The 16,114-nt window shown below is 57.1% G+C and carries 11 protein-coding genes; 3 read left to right on the forward strand and 8 right to left on the reverse strand.

Going from position 1 to position 16,114, the window contains the following annotated elements:
* Nucleotides 1-51 precede the first annotated feature (51 nt).
* Complete coding sequence (locus PVT68_RS04200) at nucleotides 52-1,422, reverse strand: SLC13 family permease (RefSeq protein ID WP_280321367.1); 1,371 nt, start codon at nucleotides 1,420-1,422, stop codon at nucleotides 52-54.
* Nucleotides 1,423-1,658: 236 nt separating this feature from the next.
* Here PVT68_RS04200 and PVT68_RS04205 point away from each other — a divergent pair, with 236 nt between their 5' ends.
* Nucleotides 1,659-2,576 carry a M90 family metallopeptidase gene (locus tag PVT68_RS04205; protein ID WP_280321368.1) on the forward strand — a complete coding sequence of 306 codons (918 nt, stop codon included), beginning with the start codon at nucleotides 1,659-1,661 and terminating at the stop codon, nucleotides 2,574-2,576.
* Here the strand turns inward: PVT68_RS04205 and PVT68_RS04210 are convergent.
* The 4 genes from PVT68_RS04210 to PVT68_RS04225 all read right to left on the reverse strand — a co-directional run bounded on the left by PVT68_RS04210 (nucleotide 2,464) and on the right by PVT68_RS04225 (nucleotide 9,584).
* Nucleotides 2,464-3,132 carry a nucleotidyltransferase family protein gene (locus PVT68_RS04210; protein ID WP_280321369.1) on the reverse strand — a complete coding sequence of 223 codons (669 nt, stop codon included), beginning with the start codon at nucleotides 3,130-3,132 and terminating at the stop codon, nucleotides 2,464-2,466. The genes PVT68_RS04205 and PVT68_RS04210 overlap by 113 nt on opposite strands.
* A gap of 47 nt (nucleotides 3,133-3,179) precedes the next feature.
* Nucleotides 3,180-7,202: a translocation/assembly module TamB domain-containing protein gene (locus tag PVT68_RS04215; RefSeq protein ID WP_280321370.1), complete on the reverse strand. Its 4,023-nt coding sequence runs from the start codon at nucleotides 7,200-7,202 to the stop codon at nucleotides 3,180-3,182.
* A 1-nt stretch (nucleotide 7,203) separates the two neighbouring features.
* On the reverse strand, nucleotides 7,204-9,024 hold the full coding sequence (locus tag PVT68_RS04220) for an autotransporter assembly complex protein TamA (RefSeq protein ID WP_280321371.1): 1,821 nt from the start codon (nucleotides 9,022-9,024) through the stop codon (nucleotides 7,204-7,206).
* A gap of 173 nt (nucleotides 9,025-9,197) precedes the next feature.
* Nucleotides 9,198-9,584, reverse strand: a complete 387-nt coding sequence (locus PVT68_RS04225) for a hypothetical protein (protein ID WP_280321372.1) — start codon at nucleotides 9,582-9,584, stop codon at nucleotides 9,198-9,200.
* Nucleotides 9,585-9,814: 230 nt separating this feature from the next.
* On the opposite strand from PVT68_RS04225, the gene PVT68_RS04230 reads away from it, so the two are divergent.
* Entirely contained in the window at nucleotides 9,815-9,958 is a 144-nt protein-coding gene (locus PVT68_RS04230; protein ID WP_280321373.1) for a DUF3149 domain-containing protein, read from the forward strand.
* 146 nt (nucleotides 9,959-10,104) lie between these two features.
* Here PVT68_RS04230 and PVT68_RS04235 read toward each other — a convergent pair whose 3' ends face one another.
* On the reverse strand, nucleotides 10,105-12,078 hold the full coding sequence (locus tag PVT68_RS04235) for an acetoacetate--CoA ligase (RefSeq protein WP_407666122.1): 1,974 nt from the start codon (nucleotides 12,076-12,078) through the stop codon (nucleotides 10,105-10,107).
* Nucleotides 12,079-12,314: 236 nt separating this feature from the next.
* Between PVT68_RS04235 and PVT68_RS04240 the strand changes: the two genes are divergently transcribed.
* Nucleotides 12,315-13,211 (forward strand): LysR family transcriptional regulator, encoded by an 897-nt coding sequence (locus PVT68_RS04240; RefSeq protein ID WP_280321374.1) that lies wholly within the window; start codon nucleotides 12,315-12,317, stop codon nucleotides 13,209-13,211.
* A 109-nt stretch (nucleotides 13,212-13,320) separates the two neighbouring features.
* Here PVT68_RS04240 and PVT68_RS04245 read toward each other — a convergent pair whose 3' ends face one another.
* Together PVT68_RS04245 and PVT68_RS04250 are read right to left on the reverse strand one after the other, a co-directional pair.
* Nucleotides 13,321-13,791: a Dps family protein gene (locus PVT68_RS04245; RefSeq protein ID WP_280321375.1), complete on the reverse strand. Its 471-nt coding sequence runs from the start codon at nucleotides 13,789-13,791 to the stop codon at nucleotides 13,321-13,323.
* Nucleotides 13,792-14,087: 296 nt separating this feature from the next.
* Nucleotides 14,088-16,025: a M2 family metallopeptidase gene (locus tag PVT68_RS04250; RefSeq protein WP_280321376.1), complete on the reverse strand. Its 1,938-nt coding sequence runs from the start codon at nucleotides 16,023-16,025 to the stop codon at nucleotides 14,088-14,090.
* Between the last annotated feature and the right edge of the window lie 89 nt (nucleotides 16,026-16,114).

Consider the following 16,114-nt stretch of genomic DNA (forward strand, 5'->3'; position numbering starts at 1 on the left):
TCCACACAATTGCGACTCCCCAGCATTTGCGGCTAGCTGAAATTTACCGAACTAAACCAGCAAACACCAACACACCGCGGCAATCACCAGTGAGGCCAGCACACTCAGTACAGCCCCCTCACGCACCATCTCCTGAATCCGAACCTTACCGGTACCGTAGGCAATGGCATTGGGCGCAGTGGCGACAGGAAGCATGAAGGCACAGCTTGCACACATGGCCGCGGGGATCATCAGCACCATGGGATCATAGCCCGCACTGGTAGCAACCACGGCAAGAATCGGCATCAACAACGTAGCGGTGGCGGTATTGCTGGTGATCTCGGTCAGGAAAGTGACCGATAAACACAGAATGATCAGCATCAACCAAAGAGGCATAGCGGTAAGGAAGGTGAGCCCCTGCCCCATCAGATCACTCAAGCCGGAGGCGACAAATCCCTTGGCGATGGCAATTCCACCAGCAAACAGCAGCAACATACCCCAGGGAATGCTCTCGGCCGTGGCCCAGTCAAGTAACCGACCTCCCTTGCCGTTGGGCACCAGGAACATCAACACCACCGCCCCCAGTGCCACGGTGCTGTCACCAGCCCCCGGTACATTCAGCAGATCACTCCAGCCTCCGAAAGGCTCGTTGCGGGTCACCCAGAAAAATATTGCCAGCGCGAACACGGCGAGGGTGCGTTTCTCCTCCGGCCGCCATGCACCCACCGCAGGAGGTTCGAGTTGTTTCTGCAGGTGCACGTTGCGGGTCAACCACAGAGCCATCAGTGGCAGAGTGATCAGCACCACCGGCAAACCAACTTTCATCCAGCGGACGAAACTGAACTCACGCCCGGTGACTTCTTCATAAATGCCCATAAAAATCACGTTGGGCGGCGTCCCGAGCGGGCTGCCAACCCCACCGAGGCTGGCGGCATAAGCGATCCCGAGCACCAGGGCAATACTCAGGCGATGATTGTCCACCCGCGACAGGATGGCGAGTGCAATGGGCAACATCATCAAGGTGGTTGCGGTGTTGGATATCCACATGCTTAGCAGGCCCGCAGCCAGCATAAAACCCAGTACCAGCCGTCGCCCGCTCGATACTCCCACCAGTTTGAGCATGTACAGGGCCAGGCGTTCGTGGGCACCACTTTTTTCCAGTGCCTTGGAGAGGATAAAGGCCCCCATCAGCAACAGGATTACATGACTGCCCAGGGAGGAAGCCACCAGTTTGTGGTCGCCGACCCCAAACAGCGGCAGAAGAACAAAAGGAACAATCGAAGTCGCCGGTATCGGCAGCGCTTCGCTGATCCACCAGATGACAGTCAGCAGCGTAATAGCCGCAGTCACGGCCGGCAGATAGGGCATGCCCGTGGCCGCCAGCAAAAAATAAAAGGCAATCGCCAATAGCGGCCCGAGGACTACAAATAAATACTTTGACATGGTTGTTATTATTCCGGTTCTGCTGACAACCCACAGACGTAACATCGACGCTCAGGCGGGGAGAAAAGTAATTGCCCGGAGGATCCACGAACGAGCATCCCGGCAACGCCACCCATAAACGGAGACAGCGGATCGCGCGGCAACCATGGTGGCAGAATCTGACCGAAGGTCAATAATGAGCCAATTTCGCGTACACTGGGCCTCTTCACTCACCCCAGCAACTCGGAACCTAGCTGTTGAAAACATTTCTGGCCATAGTTCTGCTCGCTATCCTCGTGTGGGTACTTCCCTTGCTCTGGCAGCGCTGGCGTCGACGCTATTTACGTTCACGAAAATTGACGGCACAACAGCAGGCAATCCTGAGTGAGAGACTCGCGCTATTCCCCTACTTGCCCGCAAAACGGCAACAGGAGCTGCAAGAGAACATCAGTCTGTTTCTGCGCGATAAGGAATTTGTCGGCTGCAATGGCCTGGGTATCACCGAAGAAATCCGAGTAGTGATCGCTGCGCACGCCTGCCTGTTACTGCTACAGCGGGAAAACAACTGCTACCCGAATCTGCACACGGTACTGGTATACCCGGATGCCTATTTGGCGGAAGAAACTCACTATCAAGGCCAGGTGCAATCCACTCATCTCAGCGCCCGCGCCGGCGAATCGCACTATCGGGGGCCGGTGGTTATTTCCTGGGAAGACCTGCAGCGGGGACTCGCACAGCCGCAACTGGGCCACAATGTGGCCATTCACGAATTCGCGCACAAGCTGGATGAAGAAGACGGCTATGTGGACGGGCGCCCACCGTTTGAGACGAGCAGTGAGGGAAAAACCTGGGCACCGGTGATGCGCGAAGCATTTGCCAAATTGCGGCAGAGGCTTCACGCCGAGTACAGCGACACCGCCAAACCCGACGCAGTCCCATCCGATGCTGACCAATCCGATACCGACCAATCAATGGGGCAAGACAAGTCGCAACTCTGGGTGCTGGACAGTTACGGGGCGCAGTCCCCGGCAGAGTTTTTCGCCGTCGCCACTGAGGCTTTTTTTATTGTCCCAGGGAGGATGGAAGCCGCTCACCCGGAACTGTATCGGGAGATGCAAAACTATTTCCGAACAGATCCTGCCGCATTGCTGCGTGGAAGTCGTCCGGGCGGTTGATATCGCAGTTGATTGCCGGGTCTGATAATTCCACATCCTGCACGGCATCGGCATAGATCCGCAGAACCTTTTCCACGCCAGTGCTGCGCAGGCGCGAGAGTGCGGAAAGGAAGCGCCGGCCGATAGCAATGGGGTAACCCCGGGTGCCCGCGCATACCGGCACGCAGATGCGATCCTCTTCCGACGACTGCAGTACCTTCACCAGGGATTCCGGCTCGACAAAGGGCATATCCCCGAGGCAAACCAGTACCGCTTTGGGGTTGGCCCCCTGTCGCTGCAATTGCTCTACGGAAGAGGCGAGGCTGGTGCCTATCCCCACCGGCCACACCGGTGCGTGCAGAACCTGAACCGGCATCCTGGCCAGTTCACTGGAAATCACCGGGTCGCGCGCTCGGAGCACGACCTGAACCTGGGTATCCTGGAGAGTGGAAGCGGCTGCCATTGCGGCCTGCACGGTGCGCAACAACATGGGCTCACCGTGAATACTGGCAAGGCGTTTGTCGCTGCCAAATCGATGGGAGTAACCGGCGGCCAAAACCACGATTGAATATTCCATTACGTTTTCTCCCATCTGTTTTAATTAGTTCTAATTCTTATAGACAGTCAATAATCCTTCTTCCACTGCAGTTCCACACTTCCGGCACTGCTTTCATTGCTATCCGACGATTTAATATCCAGACGTAGATTTTTGCGCAATTCGATCTGCATTTCCGCCTGCCATGGATTCAGGGGGTCGGTACTGCGTTGCAATTCGAGATAGATACGACTGGTGATGTATTTCCCCAGGCTAAGGGAGTATTGATCACCGTCATCGGTTGCTTCGGATTCGAAATCCAGGGTATCCAGCCCCACCAGGTCACGGGTGCTGGCCAGGGGATCGAAACCAGTGCTGCCGGTCTGCAGGGTCCTCACCACGCTGACCAGGCGCACCGCCTGCAACGGCGAGATATCTGTGAGGGATTTCCCGAACAGCAGCTGGGCAAAAATCTCATCCTGGGCGGCGGCGGGGCTGGAGCTGAACTCGATTTTCGGATTGTCCGTAGTGCCGGAGATTTCCGCAGTGATTTCACCTTCGGTATAGGTGTGTACGCCCTTTATATAGATCGCCGCCACGTTATTCTGGAACTGTACCTGCCCTTCCTGTAACTCGAACTTTTTCCCCAGCAGGTCAAATTTACCCCGCACGATGGTCACCGTCCCGGAAGCGCTGGGATTCGCTGCAGTGCCACTAATTCCGATTTCCCCCTTCAGCTCGGAATCCAGCCCCAGGCCTCTCACATAGGACTGTTGATCCAGCACCACCTGCAGATTGAGACGGACATTTTCCAGTATTGAGGGCCCACGAGCCTGCTCACCCCCGTCAACCTCCACTTCGATGACGTCAATTTCCGGCACACTGCTGCCGATAAAATGTTCCACCTGGACAGCCAGCGGCCGCAGGTTTAGCGTTCCTGCAAACAGCGCATCCTCGGTGTTCCCGGTCAGGTGCAAATCGCCACTAAAGGCCCCTTTGGCGCCTGGCATATTCAGCAAATGCGCCTTGCGCGCCGACAGGGTGAAATCCAGCGCGGGAGGCTGAGAAGGTTGCGACGGGTTGAAGGTGACCGCCCCTGTCAGGTCTACGCGCCCGCGCTCACTGTCTCTGGCGCTCGCCTCCTCGATTCGCCAGATATCCGGGGTCAGATCGGCAACGAAAACAACATTGCGCAAACGGGTATTGCTCGGTCGATGTTCGTAATAACCGTCCCGCAGGTTGACCTTCCCGCGGGCATTGGGTGCCGCACTCGTGCCCTTTGCCACCAGGTTGAAATCCAGTTCACCGCGCATGGTGTGAATTTCCGGGTCAAAGAAAGCACTGAGGGCCGCGAGGTCGGCTTTACCCGTGGCTTGCAGATCCACCGGCAGCGGTGGTGATTCCCCCTCCGGTTTTTCCCGGAACAGCTGTTCCAGTATCGGCGCGATGGCCAGACGGGCCTCGGCGTCGGCAGCCTTGCGACTGCCGTGGCTCGCATCCAGCGACATCAACAGATCACCGGCTCTGGTTTGCCATTCAAGCAGTAATGTCAGGGGCGACTGCACCAGTGCGTCGTCACGCAGTGTCGGCGCGCGTCCGCTCACTTTCAGCTCGCCAGCCAGTTCGGGCTCTCGCGGCGCACCGCGGGCAGTGGCCCAGAGTGACAGTTCACCGCTGTCACTGATATCCGCACTGAGCCACTCTTCAAAATCCGCCAGAACCGCGCTGGCCCGTAATTCGAGATCCAGCGCCTGTTCGCTCAGACTGCCATCGGCGATCAGCTGATTGCGCGCCGCCCACAACAATCTCACCCCGGACAACTCTATCTGCGCCTTGCGGTAACTCACATCACCCTGCACCTGCCAGGGCTCCCCAAGGTACTCTCCCAACCCGAGCACATTGGCACTTGCCTGTGGCGCCTGGAATGGGCCGGAAAACTGCGCGTCGATACTGACTTCGCCAAGTAGAGAGGGAGGCAGTGACACACCGGCAAGTTTGGCCATTGCCACGGGAATATTGCGCGCCGCCAGGGTGCCATTAGCCTGCCGGGCCCTGGGTTCCACCACCCCATTCAGCTCCAGCCACGCATTGCCACGCCGGCGCGCGGCTTCGGCATCTTGCGCTAGGGCATCAGTGCCGACAATACGCGGGGCAGATTGCTGCAGCGGGTAGTCTTCTGCCGGTTCCACCAGTTCGTCCGGCACCAGCGAATGCTCCGGCACGGCCTCGGCAGTATCCGCAGCACCTCCAGTGAAAAGATCCAGCCGCAAGCCGTCAAAGGTCAGCGTTTCCAGATTGCCCGCCGCGCCGCCGCGCAGTCGGTAGCGGTATTCGCGGTAGCGGCCATCGGACGACAGGCGCGCGGACATCTTCGGGTTGTCCCAGGGACCGGTCACCGAAACCACCGCATCCATATCAACCCGGGTACCAGGGTCTAGCGGAATTCCGAACTGTTCTGCCGGCTGTAGACCCCGCGCTGCCAGATCCAGCTGAAATTGCAGCGCCTTGCCCTGAATGTCGATCTCACCGCTACCGCCAACCCTTACCCCCTCGCCTTCCAGCAGCAGATCCCTGATCGCCATCCGTTTCAGGTCTCCAGCAGCACGCCCCTGCAGCCGCGCTTGCTGCTCCTGGTATTGCAGCGCACTTGCCAGCTCCAGTGCCAATTGCGGATTATCCCAGGGGCCAATGGCAGTCACTTTCAGTCGCTCTATCGTGCCGTCCAGCTCCGGCGGGATTACCACATCACGGGTCTGTTCCAGACCGGCGACAAGCCTGCGAATTTCCTTCACGGTCAACTTCTCGATCAGGCCCGAGAGGTCGATAGATTTCTCACCGATATCCACCTTGCCACGCACCCCCAACTGCGCCTTGGCCAGGGTCAGCCGCCCAGTGCGAATACGGATTTCATCGTCTACCGTTTCCACTTCGCCAACGAGATGGAGAGGCTGTTTTTGATAGGTGGATTTCAATTCGATATTGCCATCGGCACTGGGCAGCTTAAGCGGCCCCTTTATGTCCAGATCTGCCGACAACCAGCCCCCTTGCAAGTAATCCTGCCATGGCTGGGAAATCGCCAGCGGCAGCCGATTGAGCTGAACCTGTAACGCCAGTGACTCGCCATCAATGGTGCCGTGCACCTGGTGGCTGGTTTCATCCACCAGCAATTCAAGATCATCTGTCGCTACTGACCAGGGTGACAGTGCAATGTCCCCGCGACCTCGCAAGCCGAAGCGGTGGCGAACCAGCGGCAGGGAAAATCGTTCAATAACAACCTGTATACGATTGTCCCCGGCAATCTTCAGCAATATCTTGCCACCGGCATCAAGCGCTTCGCCGGCAGGCAATTGCAAGGCGCGGGTGAGAAAGCCACCTGGCTGCTCACTCGCCGCCAGAGTCAGTATGTAATTTTCTGCATCCTGCATACTGCCATTGAGCTGGAGGTGCATCTGCTTGCCAGCAATTTCCGCTATATCCAGATGCAATGCGGACTCCTTTCCCGGCCAGTGGTAACTACCGTGGCCGTTGACCGTCAACGCGGGAAAGTCCTGTAACTTGTGATCTATCAGGGTCAGTTTTTCGACCGATAGCTTTTCCAGCCAGATTGCCGGAAGCTTCAGTGCCATCCCCGTGTCTGCGCTCTCCTCTATCTCCTCAGCATTCACATGCGCCTGCAGATACTCCCCGAGCGCCGTATTGTCGAACAACAATGACTGCGCACTAAGCTCCGGCATATGAATCTGGTTGTGCCAGAGTTTTTGCAGATCCAGTTGCAGGGTCAGCTTGCGCGCATCCAACAACGGCTTGTCCTGGTATTGCACCTGCAGCCATTCGAAATACCAGTGCCCCAGCTCGGCACTGCGCAGGCCTTCGGCGTTGATGGAGATGTCCGGTAAAAAATATCGGGCGGCGGCAAGCCCAGCGCGGGTCACCGCTTCGCGCCCGCTATCGGAGCCAATCAGAAAAATCGCCATCAGCAGTGGCATTAACAGGGTGCAAACCAAGACGGTGAAGCGCGGTACTTGCAGCCGGCGACGCCGAAAGGCGTCAGCGCGCCGCGACGGCTCATCATCGGGAGTTGGCGGGTTGGGCGTATCGTGGATGTCGCGCATATCAGAATGCCTGCCCCAGGCTGACATAGATCTGGTAGCTGCTGTCATCCACATCGTCGCGACGATCCAGCGGGAAAGCGATATCGAAACGCAGCGGCGCAAAGGAGGTCATGTAACGCACGCCGAAACCCGCACCCCAGTACAGGTCGTCAAACTGGGGCCGGGGATTCTCGTAGGCGTTGCCGCCATCCACAAACAGAACACCACCCCAGGTCTCGGTAAAGCGAAAACGACCCTCCAGGGAAATTTCACTCAGGCCGCGCCCACCGATGGGATCGGACAAGGTCGGAGGTTCCCCTGCCACGTCAGAGGGGATCAAACGCCGCGGACCCAGGGCCTGATAACTGTAACCGCGCACCGAACCACCACCGCCGGCGTAAAAGCGCTCATCGGCGGGAATATCCAGATTAGCGATACCACTGATCACGCCGGCCTTTATCCGCAGCGCCAGTGTGGGGTCGAATCGGATATCTTCCCCGGTGAGATAACCGGTCATCACCAGGGTATTTTTGACGAAACTGGGGCTATTACCCTTTAGGTCCAGGTACGGTCTGACTTCCAGCGCTACGGTAGCGCCGCGATGGGCGTCCAGCAGATTATCCGTGGTATCGATTTTCATCCCCAGGGGAAAGGACAGCAGATTGTAGTTCTCGCTCTCCTCACCCTCTTCCTGCACCCGGCTGAATTTCAGTTCACTACCCACACTGAAGGTGCGGTGTTTGGTATGACGCCGGGAGATAGTGCCGCCAATCGTCACCGATTCTGCATCGTAGGCATCCCGCTCTTCGTTGGACGATTCAGCCTTCGCCGAGAAGTCCTGATCATCGCGAAAGAAGCGCGGTACGATCAGCTCCCCCTTGATGGACTGCTTGACCTCATTAACCCGGGTTTCCACTTCAATTTTTTCGCCGCGCCCGAGAATATTGCGATGCTCCCATCCCGCGGAAACACCGGCGCCCTCGTCAGACGTATACCCGACCCCCAGGCGCACAGTCTTGTGCTTGCGCTCGATGACATCGAAGGTGATGTCCACGGTACCCTCGTAAGGCTCGGACACGCTGGCGTTGACACCGGCAATCAGGTTTGTCCGCAGTAGGCGCAGTTTTGCCGCATCCACTTTTTTACTGTTGAAACAATCCCCGGATTTGAGCTGCACGCGCTTGCGCAGATATTCCTCGTTGACGGTGGACAGCCCGGCAACATGGACCTGGCCGACATGGACCTGTGGGCTTTCTTTCACCCGGTACCTCAGCCTGGCCGCCTGCTCACTGTGAATGACCGTAGCCTTGTAGCTCACATCCACATTCAGCAGACAAGCGTTAGCGGCGAGGTATTCCTCGATTTTCTTGACCCCCTGGGTGACCTTCTCCGCTTCGAGTGGATCCCCTACCTGCAGGCCCACCCCGGGAAACCCCGGAGCCAACTGCGGTGGCATACGCACTTCCAGGGATTTGATTCGGTACAGTGGACCTGGCACCACGCGATAGAGAATTTCACCATCCGTCACCGTCTGACGCACGCGGCCATCGTAATAGCCGCGGGAACGCAGCAGTTTTTCCAGGGTCCCGCGCTCATAGCGGGCCACATCAAGGGCGTCTTCATAGGATTTGAGTACGCTGCTGGACTTGCGCTGCTCGTTTAGCGCTTCCCGCAACCACTCCTGCAGCTCACTGTCTTCCGCAACACGGACTTTGAATTTGGGCAGGCTATCGAAGAATGGCAGCGCATTCCCCGCCGGCGGCAACAATAGAAAAACGGCCAGCAGCACCAACGCCACGCGAGAAAAAAATGCCGTGCTGGGAGCGAAACAGGAATTGCGCAAGACTAAAAATCCGTTTGCCAATCATTATTCATCACCCGGCGTCCCGACAGATCACATAGCGCCTGTCCGGCAGCCGGGTCAATACTGCGACGCCGGGGATGGGGGAAAGTTGCCCGATACCGGGCGGCTGTGCAGGGTATTTAACCCTTCTTTACACCGCTGGCCAAAAGTGCTCAGCGGGCTGGTAACGAAGGCGTGTCTCTGCGCTCGATCAACGGATTGCAATTCTTGATGATCACCTGACCTTCGAGCAGGTTGCCCTTGGAGTATTCGCTGAAGATGCACTCGTTAGTTTTCGGGTTGTAGTTTTCAACCCACAGGTTGTCATCTTTCCAGGTCGAACCCAGGTGTCGGTGCCCCTCCGGCACGGAGATACGCATCACGCCGCCAAAGCGTTTAACGAAGACCTGTTCAAAATGAAAATAGTAGGCAAGCCAGCCGGCCAGAAAAATGATCGCGCCAAGAATGGCACCTTTGCCCAGACTGCCAAGGCGGCTCCCCGCAAACAGCGACAGCACGACCAGCGCGATGACAGCGGCCCAATAAAGGTAAGTAATCATATTTATCTTCCGTGAATTATTGGTTTACGGACACTGATTGTCAGCTTTCAACAGGGTAGCGCAGATTGCCTGGCGCGGTATAGCGCCTTGTTCAGCCGGGGAATGTGGTTCAGCCAGAGCAAGGCACCGGAAATTCACAAGCGGCCTTGACCTGGATCAAAACCGGCGCGCGGGGAATAAATACACTGGAGGCCGTTAGATAAGATGAGTAACCAGCACTGGAGACTACCATGGACGCCATGATCGACCTTTTCAGCAGTTTTTCCGGCCTGCTGAGCCTGGGCATTATTGCTTTCGTGTGCCTGATGGGCGCCTACTTTACCCGCATGGCTCTGCACAAAATGAATGAGGAACTGGCACAGAAACCCCGATAAAACGGTTTATAAAGTTCCCGCTCGTCGAGACACTATGCGTTACAGCATGCGTTACAGCATGCGTTACAGCATGCGTTACAGCCCGGCAACCTCTGGTTGCCGGGCCTTCATTGACTGTCACTTGCCGTCATTAAGTAGACGCGCCGTTAGTCCCCGGCCAGTTCCGGCAGCCCCTCAAACAATTTCAGCGCTTCCGGGTTGGCAAGAGCCTCCTGGTTTTTCACCGGTTTGCCGTGTACCACATTGCGCACCGCGAGTTCGACAATTTTGCCACTAATGGTACGGGGGATATCTGCCACCTGGATCACTTTGGCCGGCACATGGCGCGGTGTGGTGTTGGCACGAATGGTGGTGCGGATTTTCTGGGTTAAATCGTCGTCCAGGGTCAGTCCTTCGCGCAATACGACAAACAGCACCACCCGTACATCGTCGCGCCACTCCTGACCGATACAGATGCTATCCAGCACCTCCGCCACCTTTTCCACCTGACGATAGATTTCCGCGGTCCCGATACGTACCCCGCCCGGGTTCAGCACCGCATCGGAGCGGCCATAAATGATCACCCCGCCGTGTTCGGTGATTTCTGCATAGTCGCCATGGGCCCAGACTCCAGGCCAGCTGTCGAAATAGGCTCCACGATACTTGCTACCATCGGCGTCGTTCCAGAAGCCGACGGGCATACAGGGAAACGAGCTGGCACATACCAGTTCACCTTTTTCCTCCTGCACCGACTTGCCCTCTTCGCTCCACACCTCTACCGCCATGCCGAGACCGCGGCACTGTAGCTCTCCCGGGTACACCGGCAGCGTGGGGTTCCCCAGCGCAAAGCAGGAAATAATGTCAGTACCACCGGAAATGGAAGACAGGCAGACATCGGATTTGATATCCCGGTAGACGTAGCGGAATCCTTCGTGGGCCAGAGGCGAGCCGGTGGAAAGCACCGCCCGCAACTCCGCCAGTTGGTGGCTTTCCCGGGGCTTGCAGCCGGCCTTTTCCAGTGCCGCGATATATTTGGCACTGGTACCAAACACACTGATGCTTTCTTCGTCGACCATATCCCACAGACTCTGGGCCGCCGGGTAAAACGGCGAGCCATCGTAGAGCACGAGGGTGGCGCCACAGGCGAGGCCACTGATCAGCCAGTTCCACATCATCCAGCCGCACGTGGTGAAATAGAACAGGGTGTCATCTCGGGAAATATCCGTATGCAGCCGGTGCTCCTTGATATGCTGCAGCAGAGTACCGCCGGCACCGTGGACTATGCACTTGGGCACACCGGTGGTGCCAGAGGAATACATGATATAGAGCGGGTGATTGAATTCACTCTGCACAAAGGTCAGCGGCTGCTGTGGTGCTGCGTCAACGAAGGCATTCAGAACACAGGCGCGATCGAGCCCGACGATATCCGCGGCAGTCTGCTCAGCGCTGCGAGCAACTGGCACCACTACCAGCTTCTGGATAGAGTCGATCTGGTCCACGATCTGGCGCAGACGAGGCAGTGAGTCGATGGTCTTGCCGTTGTAGAAATACCCTTCGCAGGCAAACAGCACCTTTGGCTCAACCTGGCCAAAGCGATCGAGCACACCATTGATACCAAAGTCCGGAGAGCACGATGTCCAGATGGCGCCGAGGCTGGTAGCCGCAAGCATAGCCACGGCAGTATCGATGATATTGGGCATAAACCCCGCAATCCGGTCGCCCTTGCCAACCCCCTCTGCCGCCAGCGCCGCGGCGAGGCGCTCTACCTCGATAAACAGTTTCCCATAGGTCAACTGCCGGCGGCTGCCGTTTTCCAGCCGCTCCACCAAGGCCACCTTGTCGTCCCGATAGCGCAGCAGGTTTTCCGCGAAATTCAGCCGCGCTTCCGGGAACCACTCGGCACCAGGCATCTCATCCCGGCCGAGCACCCGCTCGCCACGCTGACTGGCAATCACCTCACCAAAGTCCCACAGCTGGGTCCAGAACGCCTCGCGCTGATCTACCGACCACTGATACAGCGCCTGGTAATCCGACAGTGACAGCTGATGACGCTCATTCACCAGACGTCGAAACTGATTCATTTGCGTGGCGGCAATGACCGCGGCGGTCGGCTGCCAAAGGGGTTGTACGGGATTACTCATCTTGAAAGACTCTCATTTCCTGCCTACTCATCCTGCCTGGCACCGGAGGACCGTATCGGCACCTGCTCTATTTATTCGTTTCAGGGGCTATCTGCCATGTCCTCTGAATGGTTGACCATTATTCGCGGTCTCGCTACGCAAACAATCATGCCTTGGTCTAACTGTTAAAACTAATTTAAACTATTTAATATTTTATAAATTTTACTTAACAATCTTTCTATGCAGGACTGTCGACGTTGAGTGCCACCATCAAACAACTGCGAGCCTTTGCGGCCGTGGCCCGGACTCGCAGTCTGGCGGAGGCCAGCGCACAGCTGCACGTTTCGCAGCCGGCCATTTCCATCGCCATCCGCAGCCTGGAGGAATCCCTCGGGGGAGACCTGTTCAGCCGCGACGGCCGCCAGCTCGTGCTGACACCGGAGGGCGAACAGTTTGTAGCGCGCGCGCAGCAGTTGCTGCACAACTGGGACAACACCTTGAACGCTGCCCGGCAGCGCTTTCAGCTGCAGCACGGGCAGCTGTCCCTGGCTGCGGTGCCAGCGTTCACCCTCAACCAGCTACCGGACCTGTTGAAACGGTTCCACCAAAAGCACCCCGGCATCAATATCGTGCTTGAGGATATCGTCATGGAGCGTGTGGTCAGCGCCGTTCAGGAGGGCCGTGTGGAATTGGGTATCAGTTTTCGCCCGGACGACCTCGGTAATCTGGCTTTCACCCCCATCGCCGACGACCGCTTTATCGCAGTAATGTCGCCAGATCATGCCCTGAATGGCAGCGGCAACCTCACCTGGCGGGAGCTGGCGGCAGAGCCCTTTATCGCGATGAATCGCGGATCGGCAGTACGTCGCTGGACCGACGCCGCATTTGCACAGTGTGCGCAGAAAAAAGAAAGGAGAATAGCTCCACGTTTTTTGTGTGAAGCGAACCAGCTCAGCACTATCGGTCGACTGGTCCAGTCCGGGTTAGGCGTGAGTGCGGTACCCAGCCTGTGTATGTCGCAGATGCAATCCTATGGACTGAGTTGTCGACCGCTGTCTGAGCCGGAAGTGGTCCATCAGGTGGGTATTCTGACAAAAGCGAGCGCCGCCCTGTCAGCACCGGCCAGGGCGTTTATTGCCCTGGCTACCACATGAGTCTGCGCCGAACAAAATCATGGACACAAGGTGTACGCTGCACAACCGCCGGCAACAGGAACAGAAAAACCGGCCACTGGCCGGTTTTAAAATCAATGGTGGATCCCCCTTACTGGGCGGTGGCGCGCAGCATCCAGGCGGTTTTCTCGTGAACACGCATACGGTCGGAAACCAGCGCTGCCGTCGATTCATCGTCGCCTTCCTGGGCGGCCTTTAGCACTTCGCGACAGGTTTTCACCACCTGCTCGTGCCCATGGGTGAGAATCCGCACCATGTCCTCCGCGGCGGGCACGTCTTCCGTTTCACTGATAGAACTCAATGCCGCAAACGCCTTGTACGTTCCCGGTGCAACCACATCCAGGGTACGTATGCGCTCGGCAATTTCATCCACTGCCGTCGCCAATTCGGTGTAGTGCTCTTCGAACATCAAGTGCAATTCACGGAACAGGCGGCCCGTCACGTTCCAGTGGAAATTGTGGGTTTGCAGATACAGTGTATAAGTGTCTGCGAGCAGTCGCTTCAACCCCTCCGCAATTTGCTCGCGATCTTTTGCACCAATACCGATATCAATATTGCTCATTAGCAACCTCATTTTTCTGGCTCGGGTTCATTCCTTTTCCTCGGGCGACGATGCCTGCTTCATTACACATACCAGTTTCTTGCCAATCCTATTGCCAATCGGCTGTAGAAACCGTGCAGCTTCAGAACAAAAAATCGCAGGCTTATTTTGTCACACCTGATGCCTACAGATAGTGCCACCTATACAGGTGGCATCAACTGATCTACATCAAGTCAGAATAGATACTAGGGTCTCAGGTGGCTTTTCAAACCCCTGCGCCCATTGATCATCCAAATACCGCCGATAGCCTTAGCCAATCACCAGCCGCACTGGCGGTCCTTGTTCTGCTCCTGCAGGTAATCCATCAACGGCTGGAAGTAGTCCACGATGGCCGAGGCATCCAGCTCTCGCTGCCCGGTCAGGGCTTCCATCGCATCCGGCCAGGGCTTGCTGGCGCCCATAGCGAGCATATCCCGCAGCTTCTTGCCCGCAGCTTCGTTTTTGAAAATCGAACAGCGGTGCAGTGGTCCGGTTTCGCCGGCCGCTTCACACAGTGCACGATGGAACTGGAACTGCTGGATACGCGCCAGGAAGTAGCGGGCATAGGGGGTGTTGCCGGGAATATGGTATTTCGCACCCGGGTCAAAATTCGCCTCGGAGCGTGCAACCGGTGCCTGTATGCCCTGATATTCTTCCCGCAATTTCCACCACGCCTTGTTGTAGTCTCCCGGCGGCACTTCACCGTTGAATACCTGCCAGCGCCACTTGTCCACCAGCAGCCCGAACGGCAGAAACGCGATCTTGTCCAGGGCCTGCTGCATCAGGTAACCCAGGTCTTTGTCCTCACCGGGGATCTCATCCATCAACCCGATTTGTTTCAGGTACTTGGGGGTAATGGAAAGTGCGATGGTGTCACCCACCGCTTCGTGGAAGCCATCGTTTGCGCCGTTCTTGTAGAGGAATGGTTGCTTATTGTAGATACGCTGATAAAAGTTGTGCCCCAGCTCGTGATGCACAGTAATCAGATCTTCACCGGTTTTATTAATGCACATTTTGATGCGGATATCGTCCTTGTCATCCAGGTCCCAGGCACTGGCGTGACACACCACATCGCGATCGCGAGGTTGAACGAACTGCGAACGTTCCCAGAAGGTTTCCGGCAAAGGCTTAAAGCCGAGGGAGGTGAAAAACTTCTCTCCCGTCTTGACCATATCCTTCTCACTCATGCCGGAATCCACCACCAGCTGGGTAAGATCGTAAGGTGCCTCCATATCGTCGTCTTTGACGATATCGTAAATATTGCCCCACTCCTGGGCCCACATATTGCCCAATAGATGTGCAGGGATTTTTCCAGTGGCAGCCACCACCTCATCACCGTAATGGTCATTCAACCTGGCGCGCACATGGCAGTGAAGCGCTTCATAAAGTGGTTTGACCTTATTCCACTGCGCATCCATATCTGCAGCAAAAGCATCTGCCGGCATATCGTACTTCGAACGCCACATCACACTGAGATTGTCGTAACCCAACGCTTTGGCGCCGGCATTGCCGATTTCCACCTGGCGCTGGTAGAGAGGCTTCATCGGCGGCGCCACTTTGCGCCAACCAACCCACAGTTCTTTGAGAAGTTTGGGGTCGCGGCTGTTTGCCATCATTTGCCCCATTTCCGTCAGCGTGTAGCACTTGCCCTCGTCCGCTTCAGCTGCGCCACCGGTTTTTTTGTCGGGGCAGTATTTGCCCGCGCCGTACATGCCCTGCATTTTGGAGCCAATCTGCGCCAGTTCGGCGGTCAACTCCGGGTCATTGGGTGCGGGGAAGACGAGTCCCTGCTTGAGCATGGTGAGCATGCGGCGGGTTTCAGGGTCCAGTTCGACATCGTCAAACTTCGCCGCTTGCTGGGCCAGCTCCACCGCAAGCGAAGTGAAGCGCTCTGACGCCAGGGATTCCACAAACTGGGAATCCATATTGATGTAGGTCTGCGCCAACCAGCTCGCATGGTTTGCTTCCAGAGACATTTCTTCCAAACGCTGCTGAGCATCTTCAAGAAATGCCTTGGCATCATCCGCAACTGCGGCGCCGGTCACCGGAGCGTCTTCCGCGATTCCACCGGCCGCCGCGGTATCGGTGGCGGTATCGGCAGATTGCGCCTCTGGCGCCGCCACCTCCGCTTGCCCCGGTTTCGGCTTGTCTGTTGCGCGGTCGCACCCGGCGGCAGCCAAAGCGGCGACAGCAATAACCAACGCGAGCTTTTTCATCGGCATCCTCTGCTTGATTTATTAATTTTCTGATTTTGATGGGGCCCGAAATGGGAGGCGAAAATATTCCTGTTGTCGCCGTTTATAGC

The sequence above is a fragment of the Microbulbifer bruguierae genome (assembly GCF_029869925.1).
In the GTDB taxonomy this organism is placed as follows: Bacteria; Pseudomonadota; Gammaproteobacteria; order Pseudomonadales; family Cellvibrionaceae; genus Microbulbifer; species Microbulbifer bruguierae.

Bases quoted from the DNA above. Each gene is read 5' to 3' on its own strand.
- PVT68_RS04200 (WP_280321367.1), bottom strand. From the start codon at position 1,422: ATGTCAAAGTATTTATTTGTAGTCCTCGGGCCGCTATTGGCGATTGCC.
- PVT68_RS04215 (WP_280321370.1), bottom strand. From the start codon at position 7,202: ATGCGCGACATCCACGATACGCCCAACCCGCCAACTCCCGATGATGAG.
- PVT68_RS04225 (WP_280321372.1), bottom strand. From the start codon at position 9,584: ATGATTACTTACCTTTATTGGGCCGCTGTCATCGCGCTGGTCGTGCTG.
- PVT68_RS04235 (WP_407666122.1), bottom strand. From the start codon at position 12,078: ATGAGTAATCCCGTACAACCCCTTTGGCAGCCGACCGCCGCGGTCATT.
- PVT68_RS04245 (WP_280321375.1), bottom strand. From the start codon at position 13,791: ATGAGCAATATTGATATCGGTATTGGTGCAAAAGATCGCGAGCAAATT.
- PVT68_RS04230 (WP_280321373.1), top strand. From the start codon at position 9,815: ATGGACGCCATGATCGACCTTTTCAGCAGTTTTTCCGGCCTGCTGAGC.
- PVT68_RS04210 (WP_280321369.1), bottom strand. From the start codon at position 3,132: ATGGAATATTCAATCGTGGTTTTGGCCGCCGGTTACTCCCATCGATTT.
- PVT68_RS04250 (WP_280321376.1), bottom strand. From the start codon at position 16,025: ATGAAAAAGCTCGCGTTGGTTATTGCTGTCGCCGCTTTGGCTGCCGCC.